This window comes from Aeromonas aquatica (genome assembly GCF_000764655.1).
Classification (GTDB): domain Bacteria; phylum Pseudomonadota; class Gammaproteobacteria; order Enterobacterales; family Aeromonadaceae; genus Aeromonas; species Aeromonas aquatica.
The window spans coordinates 1-17032 of sequence record NZ_JRGL01000140.1 but is presented as its reverse complement, the minus strand read 5'-3'; the positions used below and the strand labels follow the sequence as shown (position 1 = coordinate 17032).

12 protein-coding genes and 1 pseudogene are annotated in these 17032 nt (G+C 61.3%); 3 read left to right on the top strand and 10 right to left on the bottom strand.

Annotated features, from left to right (window positions below):
* The 4 genes and pseudogenes from LG30_RS22235 to LG30_RS0118560 all read right to left on the bottom strand — a co-directional run.
* Positions 1 to 134 (bottom strand): annotated as a pseudogene (locus tag LG30_RS22235) (IS1595 family transposase); the annotation flags it as partial.
* 127 nt (positions 135 to 261) lie between these two features.
* Positions 262 to 921, bottom strand: coding sequence for a DUF2913 family protein (locus LG30_RS0118570; RefSeq protein ID WP_033132181.1), 660 nt, complete (start codon positions 919 to 921; stop codon positions 262 to 264).
* Positions 922 to 1012: 91 nt separating this feature from the next.
* Complete coding sequence (locus LG30_RS0118565) at positions 1013 to 2308, bottom strand: DEAD/DEAH box helicase (RefSeq protein WP_033132180.1); 1296 nt, start codon at positions 2306 to 2308, stop codon at positions 1013 to 1015.
* A gap of 278 nt (positions 2309 to 2586) precedes the next feature.
* On the bottom strand, positions 2587 to 3237 hold the full coding sequence (locus LG30_RS0118560) for a DedA family protein (RefSeq protein WP_033132179.1): 651 nt from the start codon (positions 3235 to 3237) through the stop codon (positions 2587 to 2589).
* A gap of 369 nt (positions 3238 to 3606) precedes the next feature.
* On the opposite strand from LG30_RS0118560, the gene LG30_RS0118555 reads away from it, so the two are divergent.
* From LG30_RS0118555 to LG30_RS0118545, 3 genes are all read left to right on the top strand, one after another.
* Positions 3607 to 4566: a hypothetical protein gene (locus tag LG30_RS0118555; protein WP_033132178.1), complete on the top strand. Its 960-nt coding sequence runs from the start codon at positions 3607 to 3609 to the stop codon at positions 4564 to 4566.
* A 30-nt stretch (positions 4567 to 4596) separates the two neighbouring features.
* On the top strand, positions 4597 to 5148 hold the full coding sequence (locus LG30_RS0118550; RefSeq protein ID WP_033132177.1) for a DUF4256 domain-containing protein: 552 nt from the start codon (positions 4597 to 4599) through the stop codon (positions 5146 to 5148).
* A 112-nt stretch (positions 5149 to 5260) separates the two neighbouring features.
* Positions 5261 to 6112, top strand: coding sequence for a nuclease-related domain-containing protein (locus tag LG30_RS0118545; RefSeq protein ID WP_033132176.1), 852 nt, complete (start codon positions 5261 to 5263; stop codon positions 6110 to 6112).
* A gap of 133 nt (positions 6113 to 6245) precedes the next feature.
* On the opposite strand, the gene LG30_RS0118540 is transcribed toward LG30_RS0118545, so the two are convergent.
* From LG30_RS0118540 to dapB, 6 genes are all read right to left on the bottom strand, one after another.
* Positions 6246 to 7412, bottom strand: a complete 1167-nt coding sequence (locus LG30_RS0118540) for a DUF1615 domain-containing protein (protein ID WP_033132175.1) — start codon at positions 7410 to 7412, stop codon at positions 6246 to 6248.
* A gap of 163 nt (positions 7413 to 7575) precedes the next feature.
* Positions 7576 to 8481 carry a GGDEF domain-containing protein gene (locus LG30_RS0118535; RefSeq protein ID WP_161785843.1) on the bottom strand — a complete coding sequence of 302 codons (906 nt, stop codon included), beginning with the start codon at positions 8479 to 8481 and terminating at the stop codon, positions 7576 to 7578.
* Between the two features lie 304 nt (positions 8482 to 8785).
* Complete coding sequence (leuA, locus tag LG30_RS0118530; protein WP_033132174.1) at positions 8786 to 10444, bottom strand: 2-isopropylmalate synthase; 1659 nt, start codon at positions 10442 to 10444, stop codon at positions 8786 to 8788.
* Positions 10445 to 10987: 543 nt separating this feature from the next.
* Complete coding sequence (gene carB / locus LG30_RS0118525) at positions 10988 to 14212, bottom strand: carbamoyl-phosphate synthase large subunit (protein ID WP_033132173.1); 3225 nt, start codon at positions 14210 to 14212, stop codon at positions 10988 to 10990.
* Positions 14213 to 14230: 18 nt separating this feature from the next.
* Entirely contained in the window at positions 14231 to 15367 is a 1137-nt protein-coding gene (gene carA, locus LG30_RS0118520; RefSeq protein WP_033132172.1) for a glutamine-hydrolyzing carbamoyl-phosphate synthase small subunit, read from the bottom strand.
* Positions 15368 to 16016: 649 nt separating this feature from the next.
* Entirely contained in the window at positions 16017 to 16829 is an 813-nt protein-coding gene (dapB, locus tag LG30_RS0118515) for a 4-hydroxy-tetrahydrodipicolinate reductase (protein ID WP_033132171.1), read from the bottom strand.
* Positions 16830 to 17032 lie beyond the last annotated feature (203 nt).

Genomic DNA, 17032 nt, shown 5'->3' with positions numbered 1-17032 from the left:
CGGCAAGCTGGCAACTGGGTGACCAGCGAGGTTATGGGATGGGGAGTTGTGAGTTCATGTTGTGCGAGACGACGCTGGCGCAAGGTGAGCAGTGGGAAGAGAGACAGCAGGTGTTGAAAGGCTTGGGTATCCATGATGGTGGCCTTCAGGGTGATGACCTACTTCAAGGTTAGCCTTTCAACACGTAATTGGGACAGAGCCATAAAAAACCCCGGCCTGGGCCGGGGTGATGAAGCGGTGAGCAAGGAGTCCGCCTTGGGATCAGGCAACTACCTCGGCCAGCAGCGCCAGGGCGGGCTGGGCATTGGCGGGCACCAGTCGATACGCCTTGTGGTGCTTGACCAGGGTGGCCTTCTTGTCGCCCTGGCTCAGCAGCAGGCCCTGTGCAAAGGCCGCCTGTGCCAGTTGCTTCTCGTCACCGCGCACATAGAGGACCAGCGGCTTGAGCAGCTCCCCTTCGGCGATATGCCCCTGATACTCGCTGGCCGAGATCACCAGGCTGGACTGACCCTGACTCAGCAGCCGCAGCTTGGCGCTGACCTCGGCGTCGGTAAACACCAACCAACCCGCCTCTTCCAGCTCGCACACCAACGCGGCCAGCCGGGTGCCCAGCTGCGCGGGATCCTGCAGGGCCCGGCCATATTGGCTGACGATGCGCTCAAGCAACCCCTTGAGATCGGCGCCGGCCCCCAGGGTGCGGCCCTGCTGGATCCAGGCTTTCAAGTCCTCCATCACCAGCCGGGAGAAGCGCTTCTCCTTGAGGGAATCCGCCATCCAGGTGCAGAGGAAGTGGCTCTCTTGCGCGGGGGTGCGCTTGCCGGCCTTCTGCTCGGCGGTGCGCGCCAGCTCGGCCAGGCTCTGGCTGGCCATGTCGAGCAGGGCCTGATTGTAATCTTGCGGGTTCTTGACTGGGGGGATCATCGCGCGTCCTCTGGGTGATCGGTAAACAGCATCAAGGCGCCAACGGCGCCTTGAGTCGGGAGCCAAGGCTCCCCTGCATCATCTTGCCCGCTTACTTGGATTGGCGGGGCTTCTTGGCGGCAGCCAGGCGCTTGAGGCGCTGACCTTGCAGCTTGCTTTCTGCCATGGCCTGGGCGGCGGCGTTGTCTTCCCGCTGGGGGCGCTTGCCGAAGCGACGGCGCTCCTGCAGCTGCTTGATCAGCTCGTCACGGCTGCTCACCTCGTAGCCCGGCACCATGATGCGGCGGATCTTCTGACCGATCAGCGCCTCGATCTCCAGCAGGGTGCGCTCTTCTTCACGGCTGACGAAGGAGATGGCCATGCCGCTCTTGCCGGCGCGACCGGTACGGCCGATGCGGTGCACATAGTCTTCCGCCAGGAACGGCAGATCGTAGTTCACCACGTATTGCAGATCCGGGATGTCCAGACCACGGGCGGCAACCTCGGTCGCGACCAGCACCCGCACCTTGCCTTCCATGAACTCGCGCAGGGCGCGGCGACGGCTGCCTTGCGCCTTCTCACCGTGCACCACGGCGGACTTGATGCCATCGAGGTTCAGCTCGTCCACCAGCTCGTCGCAGCTCTCGCGGGTACTGGCGAACACCAGCACCTGCTGCCAGTTCTGCTTGCCGATGAGCTCGGAGAGCAGCTCGCGCTTGCGCTTCTGCTCCACCGGATAGACGGTGTGGCTGACGGTGTCGGCGGTGGAGTTTTGCTTGTTGACGCTGATGATCTGGGGTCTGTCCAGCATCAGGTTGGCGAGCTTCTTCACGGCATCGGAGAAGGTGGCGGAGAACAGCAGATTCTGGCGCTCCTTGTTGACCGCTTGCAGGATCTGCTGCACATCGGCGCTGAAGCCCATGTCGAGGATGCGATCCGCCTCGTCCAGTACCAGGGTCTCGACCCCGGAGAGACTCAGGTTGCAGGCGGTCAGGTGCTCGAGCAGGCGGCCCGGAGTCGCCACTATGATGTGAGCACCCGCTTTCAGCTTGCGTGCCTGCACGTCCTGCTTGCCGCCACCGAAGATGGTCAGCACAGTGATGTCCAGGTACTTGGCGAAGTCGTTGATGTTGCTCGCCACCTGAGCGGCCAGCTCGCGGGTCGGAGTCAGGATCAACACCCGGGCATTGGACGGCTGGACAGGAGCCGGCTTGTCCAGCAGGCGTTGCAGGATCGGCAGCGCGAAGGCCGCGGTCTTGCCGGTCCCGGTCTGGGCGCTGGCCAGCACATCGCTACCACGACGTATGGTCGGGATCGCCTGCTGCTGCACAGGGGTCATCTCCTGATAACCGCAATCTGAGATGGCGCGCAAAATCTCGGGGGCAAAATCGAACGATTCAAATCTCATATTGGGTTCCTGTGTTCCAGCTGGGCTGTAGTTGGCTTAAGTGGCTCGAGCCGGCTTGGGGCGCGGCATCGGCGAGGCTTGGGGCCAAGGACGGCTGGGCCTGACATCGAGTCAGAGAATGAGCCGGAAAATGGCGGGCGCGAAGTGTAACAGATAGGCGTCACAAATTCCGCCTCAAATGGCCTGTATTTTTACATCTCCCCTTGTACCGGCCCGCCGCGAGGGCCCTTGCCGGTGCAACCTTGGGGAGGATGGACGTCGTGAGCCCGTCCACCTTTTTAGCGAATGCGGTTGGTCGGGCGCTTGAGCAACCGGATGCCGATGGCCGCCACGGCGATGACGAAGAGCGCGAAGGAGGTGACCAGCAGGCACTTGGTCAGCAGCTCGTGGTGGTTGGCCAGCATCGGGGTTGCCATCACGAACTTGCCGATGAGGCTCAGGGTTAGAGCCCAGAGGAAGGCGCTGGCAAAGCTCGCCACGGCCACCCGCGGCAGGTGCAGGCGAGAGACCCCCATCAACATGGGGGTCAGCACCCGCACGAAGGGGATGAAGCGGGACACGAACATGGCCCAGAAGCCGTAGCGATCGAGCAGGCGCGAGGCACGAGGCAGGCTGCCGTCCGGGATCATGCGCTCGATATGGCCCATGAAGCGGGTACCGTGCAGCGCATGACCCTGCCAATAGGCGATCAGGCTGCCCAGCCCGGCGGCGAACGGCATATAGAGGAAGCTCACCTCGGGGCCGAGTACTCCCATGCCCACCAGGCCACCGGCCAGCAACACCAGACTGTCCCCCGGCAGGGGCAGGAACACGAAACTCGATTCGAGAAAGAGGATCACCACCAGGCAGGTGACGAGCAGACCGATGGCCTGCATTTGAATAAGCTGATCAAAGTCCTGATGCCATATGGCAAGCAGCATGTCCTGCATCTGGAATGACTCCCGTCAACGTGTGCATCCATCATGACGGCCCAAGGGCCCCGCTCGGCATCTCCTCCCTGCTGCCTGCTCCCGTTACTCCTGCGGGAGGCCCGTTATACACCCGTCGAACTGAACAAGAAATTAATGTCTGCCATTTATGTGGATACTCTATCACTCTCGGGCGGCGGGCCGGCCCGACTGAACCCGCTGGCAAGGGGTCCCCGATGTCAGGCCTGCGCCCGGCGTGCTCGGGCGGTGATCTGCGCCTCTGCCAGGGGCAAGATTGTCAGTTGGCACAACGACTTGGCTGCCAAGGCGAGGAAAAACCGTTACAGTGTAAGGACTCCTCACCGGACGAGGAGACTCACGGAGCTAGGTATGGCACGGATCCCCTTTTCTCATGCAAGAACTCTCCTGCTGTCTGGCATCGGTCTTGTCAGCCTCATGGCCCAGGCCAACGATGACTCCCTGATCCAGCAGCGTGCCAATGCGGTGGTCTCCTTGATGAGCTTCACCGTGGTGCCCGACATCACCGCCAGCAACCTGGACATCGGCAGCGGCACCAACGAACAGGCGGCGCTGACCATCACCCAGCTCGGCGGCGGCGCGACCATGAGCGAAGGCTTTCCCATCTATCTGGAGGGCACCCTGGGATACAGCCGCTACGATCCCCAGTTCGTGTTCACCGATGGCACCGAGACCCGCACCATCCCCGTCAAGTGGAACAGCCTGAGCGCCACCGGCGGCATCGGCTGGGATTTCGGCCTGCACCGGGATCGCTGGGGCGGCAACCTGGTGCTGCGCCCCATCGCCAACTTCACCCTGGGGACGGTGGCGAGCGACTTGCGCATCGGCGCCGCCTTCATCTCGCACAAGACCGGCAAGAACCTCGATTTCCTCGACGGCGGCACCCTCAACGTCTATGGCCTGGGGGGCTCCCTGATGCTGGACTACGAGTTGTTCTCCAAGGCTCAGGACATCGACGCCGAGCTGCGCTACTCCTATCAGCACCTGCAGAGCTTCACCGGCACCGCCGACAGCATCGCCGGCCAGGCCGAGGCCGAGAACCTGGGGCTCTACCTGCGCCGCCGGGCGCCTCTCTTCAGCTGGACCCTGCTCGATCGCCCGGTGCGCTACGTGATGGAGGGGGCCCGCACCGAATACCTGGGCGCCCAGCGCGGCCTGCTTGGCTTCAACAGCCTCAATTCCCTCGGCCTTGGGCTCGAACTCGACAGCAGCAAATACAAAGTCTTCGTCACCCGCACCCGGCTGGTGGCCCGCTATATGTTCAGCCACAACACCAACGGCTATTCCATCGGGCTGGCGATGAGTTTCTAAGGACGAAGGTGCTGGCGGAGGATACCCAGGATGAACTTGACCAAGGCACAGATTGACGAGTTGCTCGCCACCTTGCAGGCCCGCTTTGAACAACACCCCCATCGCCACCAGGGCATAGCCTGGTCACAGGTGCGCGCCAGACTGGATGCCAACCCGCAGTCGTTACGCTCGCTCCATGAGATGGAGCGCACAGGGGGTGAGCCCGATGTCATTGGCCAGGATCCCCAGAGCGGGCTGTTTATCTTCTGTGACTGCAGTGCCGAGAGCCCCGGCGGGCGCAGAAGCCTCTGTTATGATCGGGCGGGTCTGGAATCCCGGAAGGAGAACAGGCCGACAGGCTGCGCGACCGAGATGGCCACGCAGATGGGCATAGCGCTGCTGACGGAGGCCGAGTATAGGGCGCTGCAATTGCTCGGCCGCTTCGATGCCAAGACATCGAGCTGGATAGAGACACCGATGGAGATCAGGCGCCTCGGCGGAGCCCTGTTCTGCGATTGCCGCTACGACAGCGTCTTCCTCTACCACAACGGCGCCCAGTCCTACTATGCCGCCAGGGGCTTTCGCGGCAGCTTGCGGGTCTAGATCCGACCGCGAGAGGCTGACAACCGACCAAGGCACCGGATACCCCAAGCGCCGCAGCCTGATTTCTATCGAGGCTTAACCCTTAAGCAAGATCCCATGGAGAGTCGATGAAATGGACTTCACTCCCGTTATTACCTTACTGCTTGCTCAGCTCTGGTATCTACTGCCACTGTTACTGATTGCCACCGTGATAAAAACACCCTGGTTCAAGGGGATGGTGGGGGAATGGTTTCTCAATCTCTCGATCCGGCTATTCCTCGACAAGCAAGACTACCGACTACTCAAGAACCTGACCCTGCCGACCGAAGATGGCTCCACCCAGATCGATCACATCATCGTCTCCCGCTACGGGGTCTTCGTGATTGAAACCAAGAACATGAAGGGGTGGATCTTCGGTAATCCTGCACACAAGCGCTGGACTCAGCAGATCTACCGCCGCAAGCACAGCTTCCAGAACCCCCTGCACCAGAACTACAAGCATGTGATGACGCTCAAGTCCCTGCTGGGGCTGGCGGACCATCAACTCCATTCGGTGGTCTACTTTATCGGCGATTGCACCTTCAAGACGCCGATGCCGGAGAATGTGCTCAACCGCGGCCTTATTCCCTACATCAAAAGCAAAACCACCCAGCTATTACGCCTGGACGAAGTGGATAGGACCGTCGAGACCATCCAGCGAGGGCGATTGGCCGCCAATGGGCAGACCCACAGCCAGCATGTTGCCCAGCTAAAGGCGCGTCATGACACTGTCCCCATACAACCCGTGGCAAACAATATCACTGACCGAGCCAGGAAAACCGCTGAACCCGATGCCATCGAGGCCGGCCATACCGTCCCCACTTGCCCTCACTGCGGCAGCCCCATGATCTTGCGCACCGCCAGTCGAGGAGAGAACAAAGGCAATCCGTTTTGGGGTTGTCGCGGGTATCCAACGTGCAGAGGTATTGTCTCGTCCTCCTCTTGATGACGCTGCCAGAAAGGCAGCTGCCTACATGGAGAGAACCTTGCGCTCCAACATCCTTGAGCTAGATACGCTTCGTTGCTCAAGAGATACAAAAACAAGGGCGGCCATTGGCCGCCCTTGTTTTTCGATGCTGTCATTGAATCGCCGCCATCTGCCGCACGCAGCGTTGCTCCCTGTCGTCCACCCGCTTGGCGAACCAGGCGGTGGTGAGGTTGCGGGTGATCTTGGGGCTCTTTAGCTGGATGCCGGGCAAGATGGCGCGAGGCAGACGGGTGCCCGCCTTCTGCTCGGCCAGGGCATAGACCCTGTGGTAGAGATCGCTCTTCGCAAATTCGGGGCTGTCTCCCATCTTCAGGCTCTGACGGATGGCGTTCTTGCTCATGCTGAGGCGACTCGCCATGCTGTAGACCGCGAGCTCGGTATTACCCGGCTTGTCGGAGTCGTAGCGGATGAGATCCCCGTCCAGCGCCAGGGTCTTGCCACTCACCCGACTGACGGCGGCCTGGAAGGCGGCGTTGCGGCTCGCGTACCAACCGGCGTTGAAGTCGGCGAAGCGATAGAGGGTGTCCGGGTAGTCGGCGGGATAACCGAAGATGTGCTTGGTGCCAAACCAGATGCCGCCGCGGCGGGTAAAGACTTCGTGGCGGATGGATTCCTCGATCGGATAGGGGTAGCCGCGGGCGTTGGCCTCGGCGAAGGCGATACTGACCTGCATGGGGCCACCGGTGTGCACCGGGTTGAGGTTGCCAAACAGCGTCTTGCCCATGGGCACAGTGCCTATCATGTCCTCGAAGATCTCGCTCATCTCCCGCTCGGTGCGAAGCGCATCGATGCGTGCGGCATAGGACTTGCCGGTGGGGGAGGTGATGCCGAGCGCCGTACGCACCACGAACTCGGGGATCAGCAGCTTGGCCGCGCGGGCGTTGATCTCTTTCCAGGCGATCTTGCCAAGGCCCGGTACCACGGGATCCGCCTGGTAGGTCGCCTCCTGCTCCGCCACCGCGAGCACGGTGCAGACGTTGTGATCGCTCACCGCTATGCCCTGGGTCGAGAGCGCCGTCACCACATCATTGGCCCAGCCCTGCTTGTCGCGCACGTTACCCGGTAAAAAGTGCACTATGCGGGTCTTCATGTCGGCGGGCTTGCGCGGCTGCATGGCCTTGGGTTGCTTGGCGATGGCGGCCGCCTCTTCGGCCGGGGCGGGTGGCTCGCTGGCACAACCCGCCAGCAACAGGGCACCGAGCAGCGGCAGGACGGTCAGCCGTCTCGCAGGGAGGGTAAATCGGGGAGAGGTGGTCATGAAGGCTTCCGATAGAGAAACGGGATCGGGCCCCATTCATCTCAGATAACGGGCCCCGAACGCAAACAGGCGGTTATTGTAATGGATTGAAGGGGGGATCTGAAGGCGACCATCCCCTCGTGATGCTCCGCAGCGGCAGACCCTGGCCATGCCGGCTCCCCCATCACGCCAGCTCGACCCGATTGCGGCCTTGGTGCTTGGCCTGATAGAGCGCGAGATCGGTACGCTTGATCAGGGTGTCGACCGCCTCCCCGGCGTGGGAGATGCCGACCGCGATACTCACGGTGAAGCGCACCCCGTCGTTCGAGACCATCGCCTCGGTAGCCAGCCTTATCTGCTCCGCCAAATCACGGGCCTTGCCACCCAGCATGCCGGGCAACCAGATGGCAAACTCCTCTCCACCGAGGCGCGCCACCACACCATCCGGCGGGCAATGCTGGCGCAGCAGACCGCTGAATTCCCGCAGCACATTGTCACCGACCCCATGGCCATAGCGATCGTTGATCTGCTTGAAATGATCGAGATCCAGCAACAGCAGTGGCGTCCCCTCCCCGGCATGAGTGTCCAGCACGGTACGAAACGAGCGGCGATTGGAGAGGCCGGTCAGCTCATCGGACATGGCCATGGACGCCAGCCGGATCTGGGCGCCGTACATCTGCTGCACCATCAGCAATACCCCCCAGGCCGTCGCCAACATGCCGAGACTGCGCAGGCTGTCTTCGACTCTGGAGAGCCACCAGGGTTGGAAATAGGCCTCATCCATCAGGTCGATGACCCCCGAGACCAGCCAGATACAGAGGCCAACGGAGAGAAACCCATAGCTCTTGCTGGAGAGTTGGGCACATTGCACGACCCAGAACATGAACAACAGGGTCAGCACGTTGATGACCTCGGCCAGGGCGCCGATGGTATAGAGATTATGCTGCGCCAGCCGATCGAAACCTGCCGTAAAGAGTGCGGCCGTCAGCAGTAACAGGCACAACTGGCCCGCCATGGCGGCGCGGCGGCAAAGAGGAAGTGACAAGAATATGGCAGGGTGTACGGATAACCGAAGGGGAGTCTTTTTCATCTGCATTGGCTCCAAAACGTCTCTATTTCTCTCCAATCAGGGCTGAATTCAGCCGTCAGACTTAGCCTGCCTCCAGTGTGTCACTGTGCCACCTTGGATTGCATGGCGGTCTCATTGTGGTACTGTTTTTTCATAAAAAACAATCCCCTCACCACATTGGTGAGGGGATCTGTGAGCAAGATCGGCCTGGCTGTGCCCTGTCTCTAGGGCGCCGGTGCGCGGCGATGGCACTGGGGGCTCTATCCAGGCGCGTTTCTCCACTCAGTCCCGGAACCTGATCAGGCGTTCAACTCGAGCGCTCGACTCAAGCACTCTGTCGCAGGGCCTGCACCTGGGCGGCACCATTGATCACCGCCTGCAACGAGGCGTTGACCACATCGCGGCCGATGGCGACCCCGCACTGGCGCTGGCCATCGACGCTGAGCAGCACATAGGCGGCGGCGCGGGACTCGGTGCCGGCGGAGAGGGCATGTTCGGAATAGTCGAGCACGTCTATGTGCATGCCAGTCTGGCGCTCCCAGCCGTTGACCAGGGCCGTGATGGCCCCCTCCCCCTCGCCTCGCAGTTGCAGCGCGCCATCGGGGGTCTGCAGCTCGAGGTGCAGGCTCTCCTGGCCGTCGTGGCCGAGCTGGAAGCGACCGATGCGGTAGCCGTGTACCGGCTCGAGGTAGTGCTGCTCGAACAGGGCGCGGATCTGCGCCGGGTTGATCTCGCTGCTGCTCGCCTCGGCTTGCGCCTGTACCCGGCGGCTGAAGTCGATCTGCAGCCAGCGCGGCAGTTGCAGACCGAGGTCGCGCTCCAGCAGATAGGTGACGCCGCCCTTGCCGGACTGGCTGTTGATGCGGATCACCGCCTCGTAGCTGCGGCCAAGATCGGCAGGATCGATGGGCAGGTAGGCCACATCCCAATAGTGGTCGGGCTTTGGCGCCGCCAGGGATTTGCGAATGGCGTCCTGATGGCTACCGGAGAAAGCGGTGTAGACCAGCTCGCCGGCATAGGGGTGGCGCGGGTGCAGGGCAATCTGGGTGCAGGCACCGACGGTGGCGACGATGGCGTCCATGTCAGACAGGTCCAGCTCTGGGTCTATCCCCTGGCTATAGAGGTTCATGGCCATGGTGACTATGTCCATGTTGCCGGTGCGCTCGCCGTTGCCAAGCAGAGTCCCCTCGATGCGGTCGGCCCCCGCCAGCACCGCCAGCTCGGCGGCGGCCACGCCGCAGCCCCGATCGTTATGGGTGTGGATGGAGATGCTCACCTCGGGGCGCGCCTTGAGGTGGCGGCAGAACCACTCCACCTGATCCGCGAACACGTTGGGGGTGCTCACCTCGACGGTGGCGGGGAGGTTGAGGATCATGGGGCGGGCGGCGGACCGCCACTCGTCGATCACCGCGTCACACACCTCCACCGCGAACTCCACCTCTGTGCTGCTGAAACTCTCGGGGGAATACTGGAAGCTCCACTCGGTGCCGGGATTCTTGGCCGCGTATTCCCGCACCCAGCGCGCCCCCTGCACGGCGATGGCCTTGACCCCCTCGCGCCCGGTGTTGAACACATAGTTGCGCTGGGTCGGGTTGACCGAGTTGTAGACGTGAACGATGGCGCGTTTCGCCCCCTTGAGGGACTCGAAGGTGCGGACGATCAGATCTTCCCGGGCCTGCACCAGCACCTGGATGGTGACGTCCTCCGGGATAAGATCCCGCTCGATAAGCTCACGCACGAAGTCAAAATCAGGCTGGGAGGCGGCCGGGAATCCGACCTCGATGTGCTTGAAGCCGACATGGACCATCAGCGCCCACATCTGCAGCTTCTGGGCCACCGTCATGGGCTCGACCAGCGCCTGGTTGCCGTCCCGCAGGTCCACGGCGCACCAGAGCGGCGCCCGTGTCATCACCTGGTTGGGCCATTGACGGTCCGCCAATGCGATGACGGGAGCGGGGCGGTATTTGCGATGATCGAAGCTCATATTCAGATTCCCTTGGCTGATGTCCTTGAGGCGCGGCGCCGTTGCGGGCGATGAAGGTGAGCAACGACGCGACTGGGCAGGCAAGCAGCCGGGGTAAGGAGGGGGAAGCGGGCTGGCGCGGTAACGCTGGCCCTGACGGTTGCGTGGGTGGTAACCCCACAACCGGTTTCCTGTGGCCCCTCTTGATAAGAGGTGCCGGCCTGCGCTGCCGGGTAAGCAACTGGCCCTGATCCTCGCACCCCGCTGTTGCAGGCGCAGACGACCTTATGTGATGAGAAACCAGTATATAGAGGCGGGCCGAGTGAGCGATTGCAAAAATTGCGCGCGAAAGCCAAAAATACGCAATCATTGTCACTATTGCCAGCCAAAAAGGGTGTATATCTCCCTCTCGAAACGATATCTCCTCTCCCCTGCTCACCTCAGCCTCCATGCCAGAGGGCTGGCCAGCCCAGCCAAAAAACAAAAACCCCGCCATCACTGGCGGGGTTTTTTATGGTTCACATCAAGGACTAGGGACCGTACCCCAGTGCTCGTTGTGCACTCTTAGCGGTTTTTCACCTTCTGGTGCAACTCCTGCACCGAGTTCACGTTGGCGGTGGCATCGACGCTGATGGCCATGCAGGTGGCGAACGCCTCATTCAGGGTGGTGGTATAAGCCACCTTGTGCTGCAAGGCCGCACGGCGCAGCTGCTTGGAGTCCTGAATCGCCACCCGCCCTTCGGCGGTGTTGACTATGTAGGTGTACTCGCCGTTCTTGATGCGGTCCAGGATGTGCGGGCGGCCCTCGTGCACCTTGTTGACCAGGCGCGGGTTGATGCTCGCCTCGCCCAGGGCGACGGCGGTGCCGTGGGTGGCATCCAGCTCATAGCCCAGCTCCAGCAACTTGGCGGCGAGATCAACGACCTGCGCCTTGTCACTGTGACGCACGGACAGCAGGGCGCGGCCCTCCTTCGGCACAGCATTGCTGGCACCCAGCTGGGCCTTGGCATAGGCCTCGGCGAAGCTGCTGCCCACCCCCATCACCTCACCGGTGGAGCGCATCTCTGGCCCCAGCAACGGATCCACCCCCGGGAACTTGGCGAAGGGCAGTACCACCTCTTTCACCGAGTAGTAGGGCGGAATGATCTCGGTGGTAAAGCCCTGGGATTGCAGGGACTGACCAGCCATGACGCGGGCGGCGATCTTGGCCAGCGGCGCCCCTGTCGCCTTGGAGACGAAGGGCACGGTACGGGCGGCACGCGGGTTCACCTCGATGAGGTAGATGTCGTTTTCCTTGACCGCGAACTGCACGTTCATCAGGCCCACCACACCGAGCTCCAGCGCGAGCTTGCGTACCTGCTCGCGCATCTCGTCCTGAATTTTCTTGGACAAGGTATAGGGCGGCAGGGAGCAACCGGAGTCACCGGAGTGAATACCGGCCTGCTCGATGTGCTCCATGATGCCGCCGATGACCACATCGACGCCGTCGCAGATGGCATCCACGTCCACCTCGGTGGCGTCATCCAGGAAACGGTCAAGCAGCACAGGCGATTCGTTGGAGACGCTCACTGCCTCGGCGAAGTAGCGACGCAGGTCGGTCTCGTCATAGACGATCTCCATGGCGCGGCCACCCAGCACGTAGGAGGGACGCACCACCAGCGGGTAGGTGATCCGCTCGGCAGTCAGTACCGCCTGTTCCAGGTTGGTGACAGTGCCGTTTTCCGGCTGCTTGAGGCCGAGGCGCTCGACGGCGGACTGGAAACGCTCGCGGTCTTCGGCGCGGTCGATGGCATCCGGGCTGGTACCGATGACAGGCACGCCGTTCGCTTCCAATGCCCGTGCAAGCTTGAGCGGGGTCTGGCCACCGTACTGCACGATGACGCCCTTGGGCTTCTCGATGCGCACGATTTCCAGCACGTCTTCCAGGGTCACCGGCTCGAAGTAGAGGCGGTCGGAGGTGTCGTAGTCGGTGGAGACGGTCTCCGGGTTGCAGTTGACCATGATGGTCTCGTAACCGTCCTCGCGCAGGGCCAGCGCCGCGTGCACGCAGCAGTAGTCGAACTCTATGCCCTGACCGATACGGTTCGGGCCGCCGCCGATGATCATGATCTTGTCACGATTGGTCGGGGCCGCCTCGCACTCCTCGTCATAGCTGGAGTACATGTAGGCGGTGTTGGTGGCGAACTCGGCCGCGCAGGTATCGACCCGCTTGTAGATAGGGAAGATGTTGTGGCGGGCACGCAACTTGCGCACCTCGCCCTCGGCCACGCCGAGGATCTTGGCCAGCCGTGCGTCGGCGAAGCCCTTGCGCTTCAAGGCGCGCAGGAAGTCGGCATCGAGCCCGGCCATGCCGCGCTCTTTCACCTGCTCTTCCAGCTTGATGAGATCTTCTATCTGCACCAGGAACCAGGGGTCAATCTTGGTCAGCTTGAAGATGCCGTCCATGGAGAGACCGGCGCGGAACGCATCGGCGATGTACCAGATCCGGTCGCAGCCGGCATCCTGCAGCTCGTGACGGATGCGGGTCAGGGAGTCAGGGGCATTGAGGTCGACCATGGGGTCGAAGCCGGTCTTGCCGGTCTCGAGGCTGCGCAGCGCCTTGTGCAGGGACTCCTGGAAGTTGCGGCCTATGGCCATCACTTCACCGACCGATTTCATCTGGGTGGTGAGACGGTCGTTGGCGCCGGCAAACTTCTCGAAGTTGAAGCGCGGCACCTTGGTGACCACGTAGTCGATGGCCGGCTCGAAGGAGGCCGGGGTGCGACCGCCGGTGATGTCGTTCATCAGCTCGTCCAGGGTGTAACCGATGGCGAGCTTGGCGGCGATCTTGGCGATGGGGAAACCGGTCGCCTTGGAGGCCAGCGCGGAGGAGCGGGACACCCGCGGGTTCATCTCGATGATGACCATGCGGCCATCTTTCGGGTTGATACCGAACTGGACGTTGGAGCCACCGGTCTCGACCCCGATCTCGCGCAGTATCGCCATGGAGGCGTTGCGCATGATCTGGAACTCCTTGTCGGTCAGCGTCTGGGCTGGCGCGACCGTGATGGAGTCACCGGTGTGGATGCCCATGGGGTCGAAGTTTTCGATGGTGCAGACGATGATGCAGTTGTCGTTGCGATCCCGCACCACTTCCATCTCGTACTCTTTCCAGCCGATCAGCGACTCATCGATGAGCAGCTCCTTGGTCGGCGAGAGATCCAGACCACGCTCGCAGATCTCGACGAACTCTTCGGTGTTGTAGGCGATGCCGCCACCGGAGCCACCCATGGTGAAGGAGGGACGTATGATGCAGGGGAAGCCGACCATCTGCTGCACGCCCCAGGCCTCTTCCATGTTGTGGGCGATGCCGGCGCGCGGGCACTCCAGACCGATGCTCTTCATGGCGATGTCGAAGCGGCGGCGATCTTCGGCCTTGTCGATGGCGTCGGCGGTGGCACCTATCATCTCGACACCGAACTCGGCCAGCACGCCGTGTTTTTCCAGATCCAACGCGCAGTTCAGCGCGGTCTGGCCACCCATGGTGGGCAGCACGGCATCCGGACGCTCTTTCTTGATGATCTCGCGGACCACTTCCCAGGTGATGGGCTCGATGTAGGTGGCATCGGCCATCTCGGGGTCGGTCATGATGGTGGCCGGGTTGGAGTTCACCAGGATGACACGGTAACCCTCCTCGCGCAGGGCCTTGCAGGCCTGGGCGCCGGAGTAGTCGAATTCGCAGGCCTGACCGATGACGATGGGGCCGGCGCCGAGGATCAGAATGCTCTGTAGGTCGTTACGTTTTGGCATGGTCTCTCTCTTTTCCTCTTAGGCGCGATACTGCTTGATCAATTCAATAAAGTGGTCGAACAGACCGGCACAGTCGTGCGGGCCCGGGCTCGCCTCGGGGTGACCCTGGAAGCTGAAGGCCGGACGGTCGGTGCGGTGGATGCCTTGCAGCGACCCGTCGAACAGGGAGACGTGAGTGGCGCGCAGGCAATCCGGCAGATTGTGCTCATCGACCGCGAAACCGTGGTTCTGGGCGGTGATCATCACGGTGTTGTCATCCAGGCTCTTCACCGGGTGGTTGGCACCGTGGTGGCCGAACTTCATCTTCATCGTCTTGGCACCGGAGGCCAGACCCAGCAGCTGGTGACCCAGGCAGATACCGAACACCGGGGTGTTGGTATTGAGGAAGGCCTTGATGGCCTCGATGGCGTAGTCGCAGGGCTCGGGATCACCGGGGCCGTTGGAGAGGAAGATGCCATCCGGATTCATCGCCAGCACCTCGGCGGCCGGGGTCTTGGCCGGCACCACTGTCAGGCGGCAGCCACGGTCCACCAGCATGCGCAAAATGTTGCGCTTGACGCCAAAATCGTAGGCCACCACGTGGTATTTGAGCTCATCGGCCGCCGGGGTGATGTGCCCCTTGCCGAGCTGCCAGCTGCCTTCGGTCCAGGCGTAGGCCTCGGCAACCGTCACTTCCTTGGCCAGATCCATCCCCTTGAGACCGGGGAAGGCGCGCGCCTGCTCGAGGGCGAAGGCCTCATCAGCCTGCTTGCCGGCCAGGATGCAACCGGCCTGGGCACCCTTCTCGCGCAGGATGCGGGTCAGTTTGCGGGTGTCGATGTCGGCGATGCCAACGATGTTGTGAGACTTGAGGTAATCGGAGAGGGATTGCTGACTGCGGAAATTGGAGGCAAGTATCGGAAGGTCCCGGATGATCAATCCCTGTGCGTGGATTTGATTGGACTCTTCATCTTCGCTGTTGGTGCCGGTGTTGCCTATATGAGGATAAGTGAGGGTGACTATCTGACGGGAATATGAGGGATCGGTGAGGATTTCCTGATAGCCCGTCATCGACGTGTTGAAAACCACTTCACCAACGGAACATCCCTCGGCGCCTATCGACACGCCTTTGAACACAGTTCCATCTTCCAGCACTAGCAATGCAGTGTGATTCAAGACAACCTCCAGTTATTTAGCTTTAAATTCAGCAATTTACCTGGGTGTTGCGGGTCCGGACGCTGTTTGAAACAGGGCTCAAACCCGGCAGATTTCTGGCAAATTGGGCGCATTCTACTTAAAAACGATCGCATTTCAACGTCTTTTCTCGTTTTAAATGCATCTAAATTCAATAAAAAAGCAATATTACCCATTATCTATGCACTTTATTGCTTTGCAACCCCCTCCCACAAAAGAAAAGCCAAAACCTGCTGCAAAAGCGGCTACCTGTGCCACTCAACGTACAAAAACCAATATTTAATTCATATAAAACAATACATTGTGATTTTTAAAAAAAACTAACCTGACATTAAACAGGCCATTTTATGGCAGAAGAGTGGCTGATAAAAATAGAAAACGTTTTTCTGTTTTTGAATTTTTAGTCTTTTTGCGTCATGTAAAAAAATGCGGATGCAGGGGAGATTGAGACCCTATCCCGTTACCCTTTGATGACATCTGCGCAATGAGGGCGGGAAGGGAATTTGATAAAGGTGGGATTTAGGCTTATTCGAAGAAAAAACGATGTGTAACCATCATTTATACAAAAAGGTACAAAAAACCCCGGCGCACCGGGGTTTGGCAAGATCTCGCGCGTAGCACGCCCGGACCCTTACTTCAGGTTGAGCACATCCTGCATGTCGTAGAGTCCGGCGGCTTGGCTCCTGAGCCACTTGCCCGCCCGCACGGCGCCATTGGCGAAGGTGAGACGGCTGGAGGCCTTGTGGCTGATCTCCACCCGCTCGCCTATATCGGCGAACATGACGGTGTGCTCCCCCACCAGATCACCGGCGCGAATGGTGGCAAAGCCGATGGTGTTGCGATCCCGCTCGCCGGTGATCCCCTCACGGCCATAGACGGCACACTCTTTCAGATCCCGTCCCAGCGTCTTGGCCACCACCTCCCCCATGGAGAGGGCGGTACCGGACGGTGCGTCCACCTTGTGTCTGTGGTGCCCCTCGATGATCTCGATGTCGGTGTAGTCCCCCATCACCTTGGCGGCCTGCTCCAGCAGCTTGAACACCAAGTTGACGCCGACCGAGTAGTTGGAGGCGAAGACGATGCCGATCTGGCTGGCGGCCTGATGCAGCGCGGCCTTGCCCGCGTCGTCAAAGCCGGTGGTGCCGATCACCATCTGCTTGCCGTGGGCCAGGGCGAACGCCAGGTTTGCCAGGGTCACCTCGGGACGGGTGAAATCGATGATGAGGTCGAACTCATCGCGCACCTTGTCCAGGCTGTCGCTGATGAGCACCCCCAGCTTGCCGAGGCCGTTGAGTTCGCCAGCATCCAGACCTATCACGGCAGAGCCCGGTCGCTCCAGCGCCGCCCCGACCACCACGCCCTCGGCGTTGGTGATGGCTTCCAGCAGCACCTTGCCCATACGACCATTACAGCCCATCACGGCCACACGGATCGGATTGTCCATCTCCACCCTCTCATCTGTTTGTTTTATGGAAAGACGACCGTTTTACCAGCCCGCGTCCCCTTTGAAAAGGCGCTGTCCCAATTACGTGTTGAAAGGCTAACCTTGAAATAGGTCATCCCCCTGAAGGCCACCATCATGGATACTCAAGCCTTTCAACACCTGCTGTCTCTCTTCCCACTGCTCACCTTGCGCCAGCGTCGTCT

Bases quoted from the DNA above. Each gene is read 5' to 3' on its own strand.
- leuA (WP_033132174.1), bottom strand. From the start codon at position 10,444: ATGAGCTTCGATCATCGCAAATACCGCCCCGCTCCCGTCATCGCATTG.
- LG30_RS0118545 (WP_033132176.1), top strand. From the start codon at position 5,261: ATGGACTTCACTCCCGTTATTACCTTACTGCTTGCTCAGCTCTGGTAT.
- LG30_RS0118560 (WP_033132179.1), bottom strand. From the start codon at position 3,237: ATGCAGGACATGCTGCTTGCCATATGGCATCAGGACTTTGATCAGCTT.
- LG30_RS0118550 (WP_033132177.1), top strand. From the start codon at position 4,597: ATGAACTTGACCAAGGCACAGATTGACGAGTTGCTCGCCACCTTGCAG.
- dapB (WP_033132171.1), bottom strand. From the start codon at position 16,829: ATGGACAATCCGATCCGTGTGGCCGTGATGGGCTGTAATGGTCGTATG.
- LG30_RS0118540 (WP_033132175.1), bottom strand. From the start codon at position 7,412: ATGACCACCTCTCCCCGATTTACCCTCCCTGCGAGACGGCTGACCGTC.
- carB (WP_033132173.1), bottom strand. From the start codon at position 14,212: ATGCCAAAACGTAACGACCTACAGAGCATTCTGATCCTCGGCGCCGGC.
- LG30_RS0118555 (WP_033132178.1), top strand. From the start codon at position 3,607: ATGGCACGGATCCCCTTTTCTCATGCAAGAACTCTCCTGCTGTCTGGC.
- LG30_RS0118535 (WP_161785843.1), bottom strand. From the start codon at position 8,481: ATGAAAAAGACTCCCCTTCGGTTATCCGTACACCCTGCCATATTCTTG.
- LG30_RS0118570 (WP_033132181.1), bottom strand. From the start codon at position 921: ATGATCCCCCCAGTCAAGAACCCGCAAGATTACAATCAGGCCCTGCTC.
- LG30_RS0118565 (WP_033132180.1), bottom strand. From the start codon at position 2,308: ATGAGATTTGAATCGTTCGATTTTGCCCCCGAGATTTTGCGCGCCATC.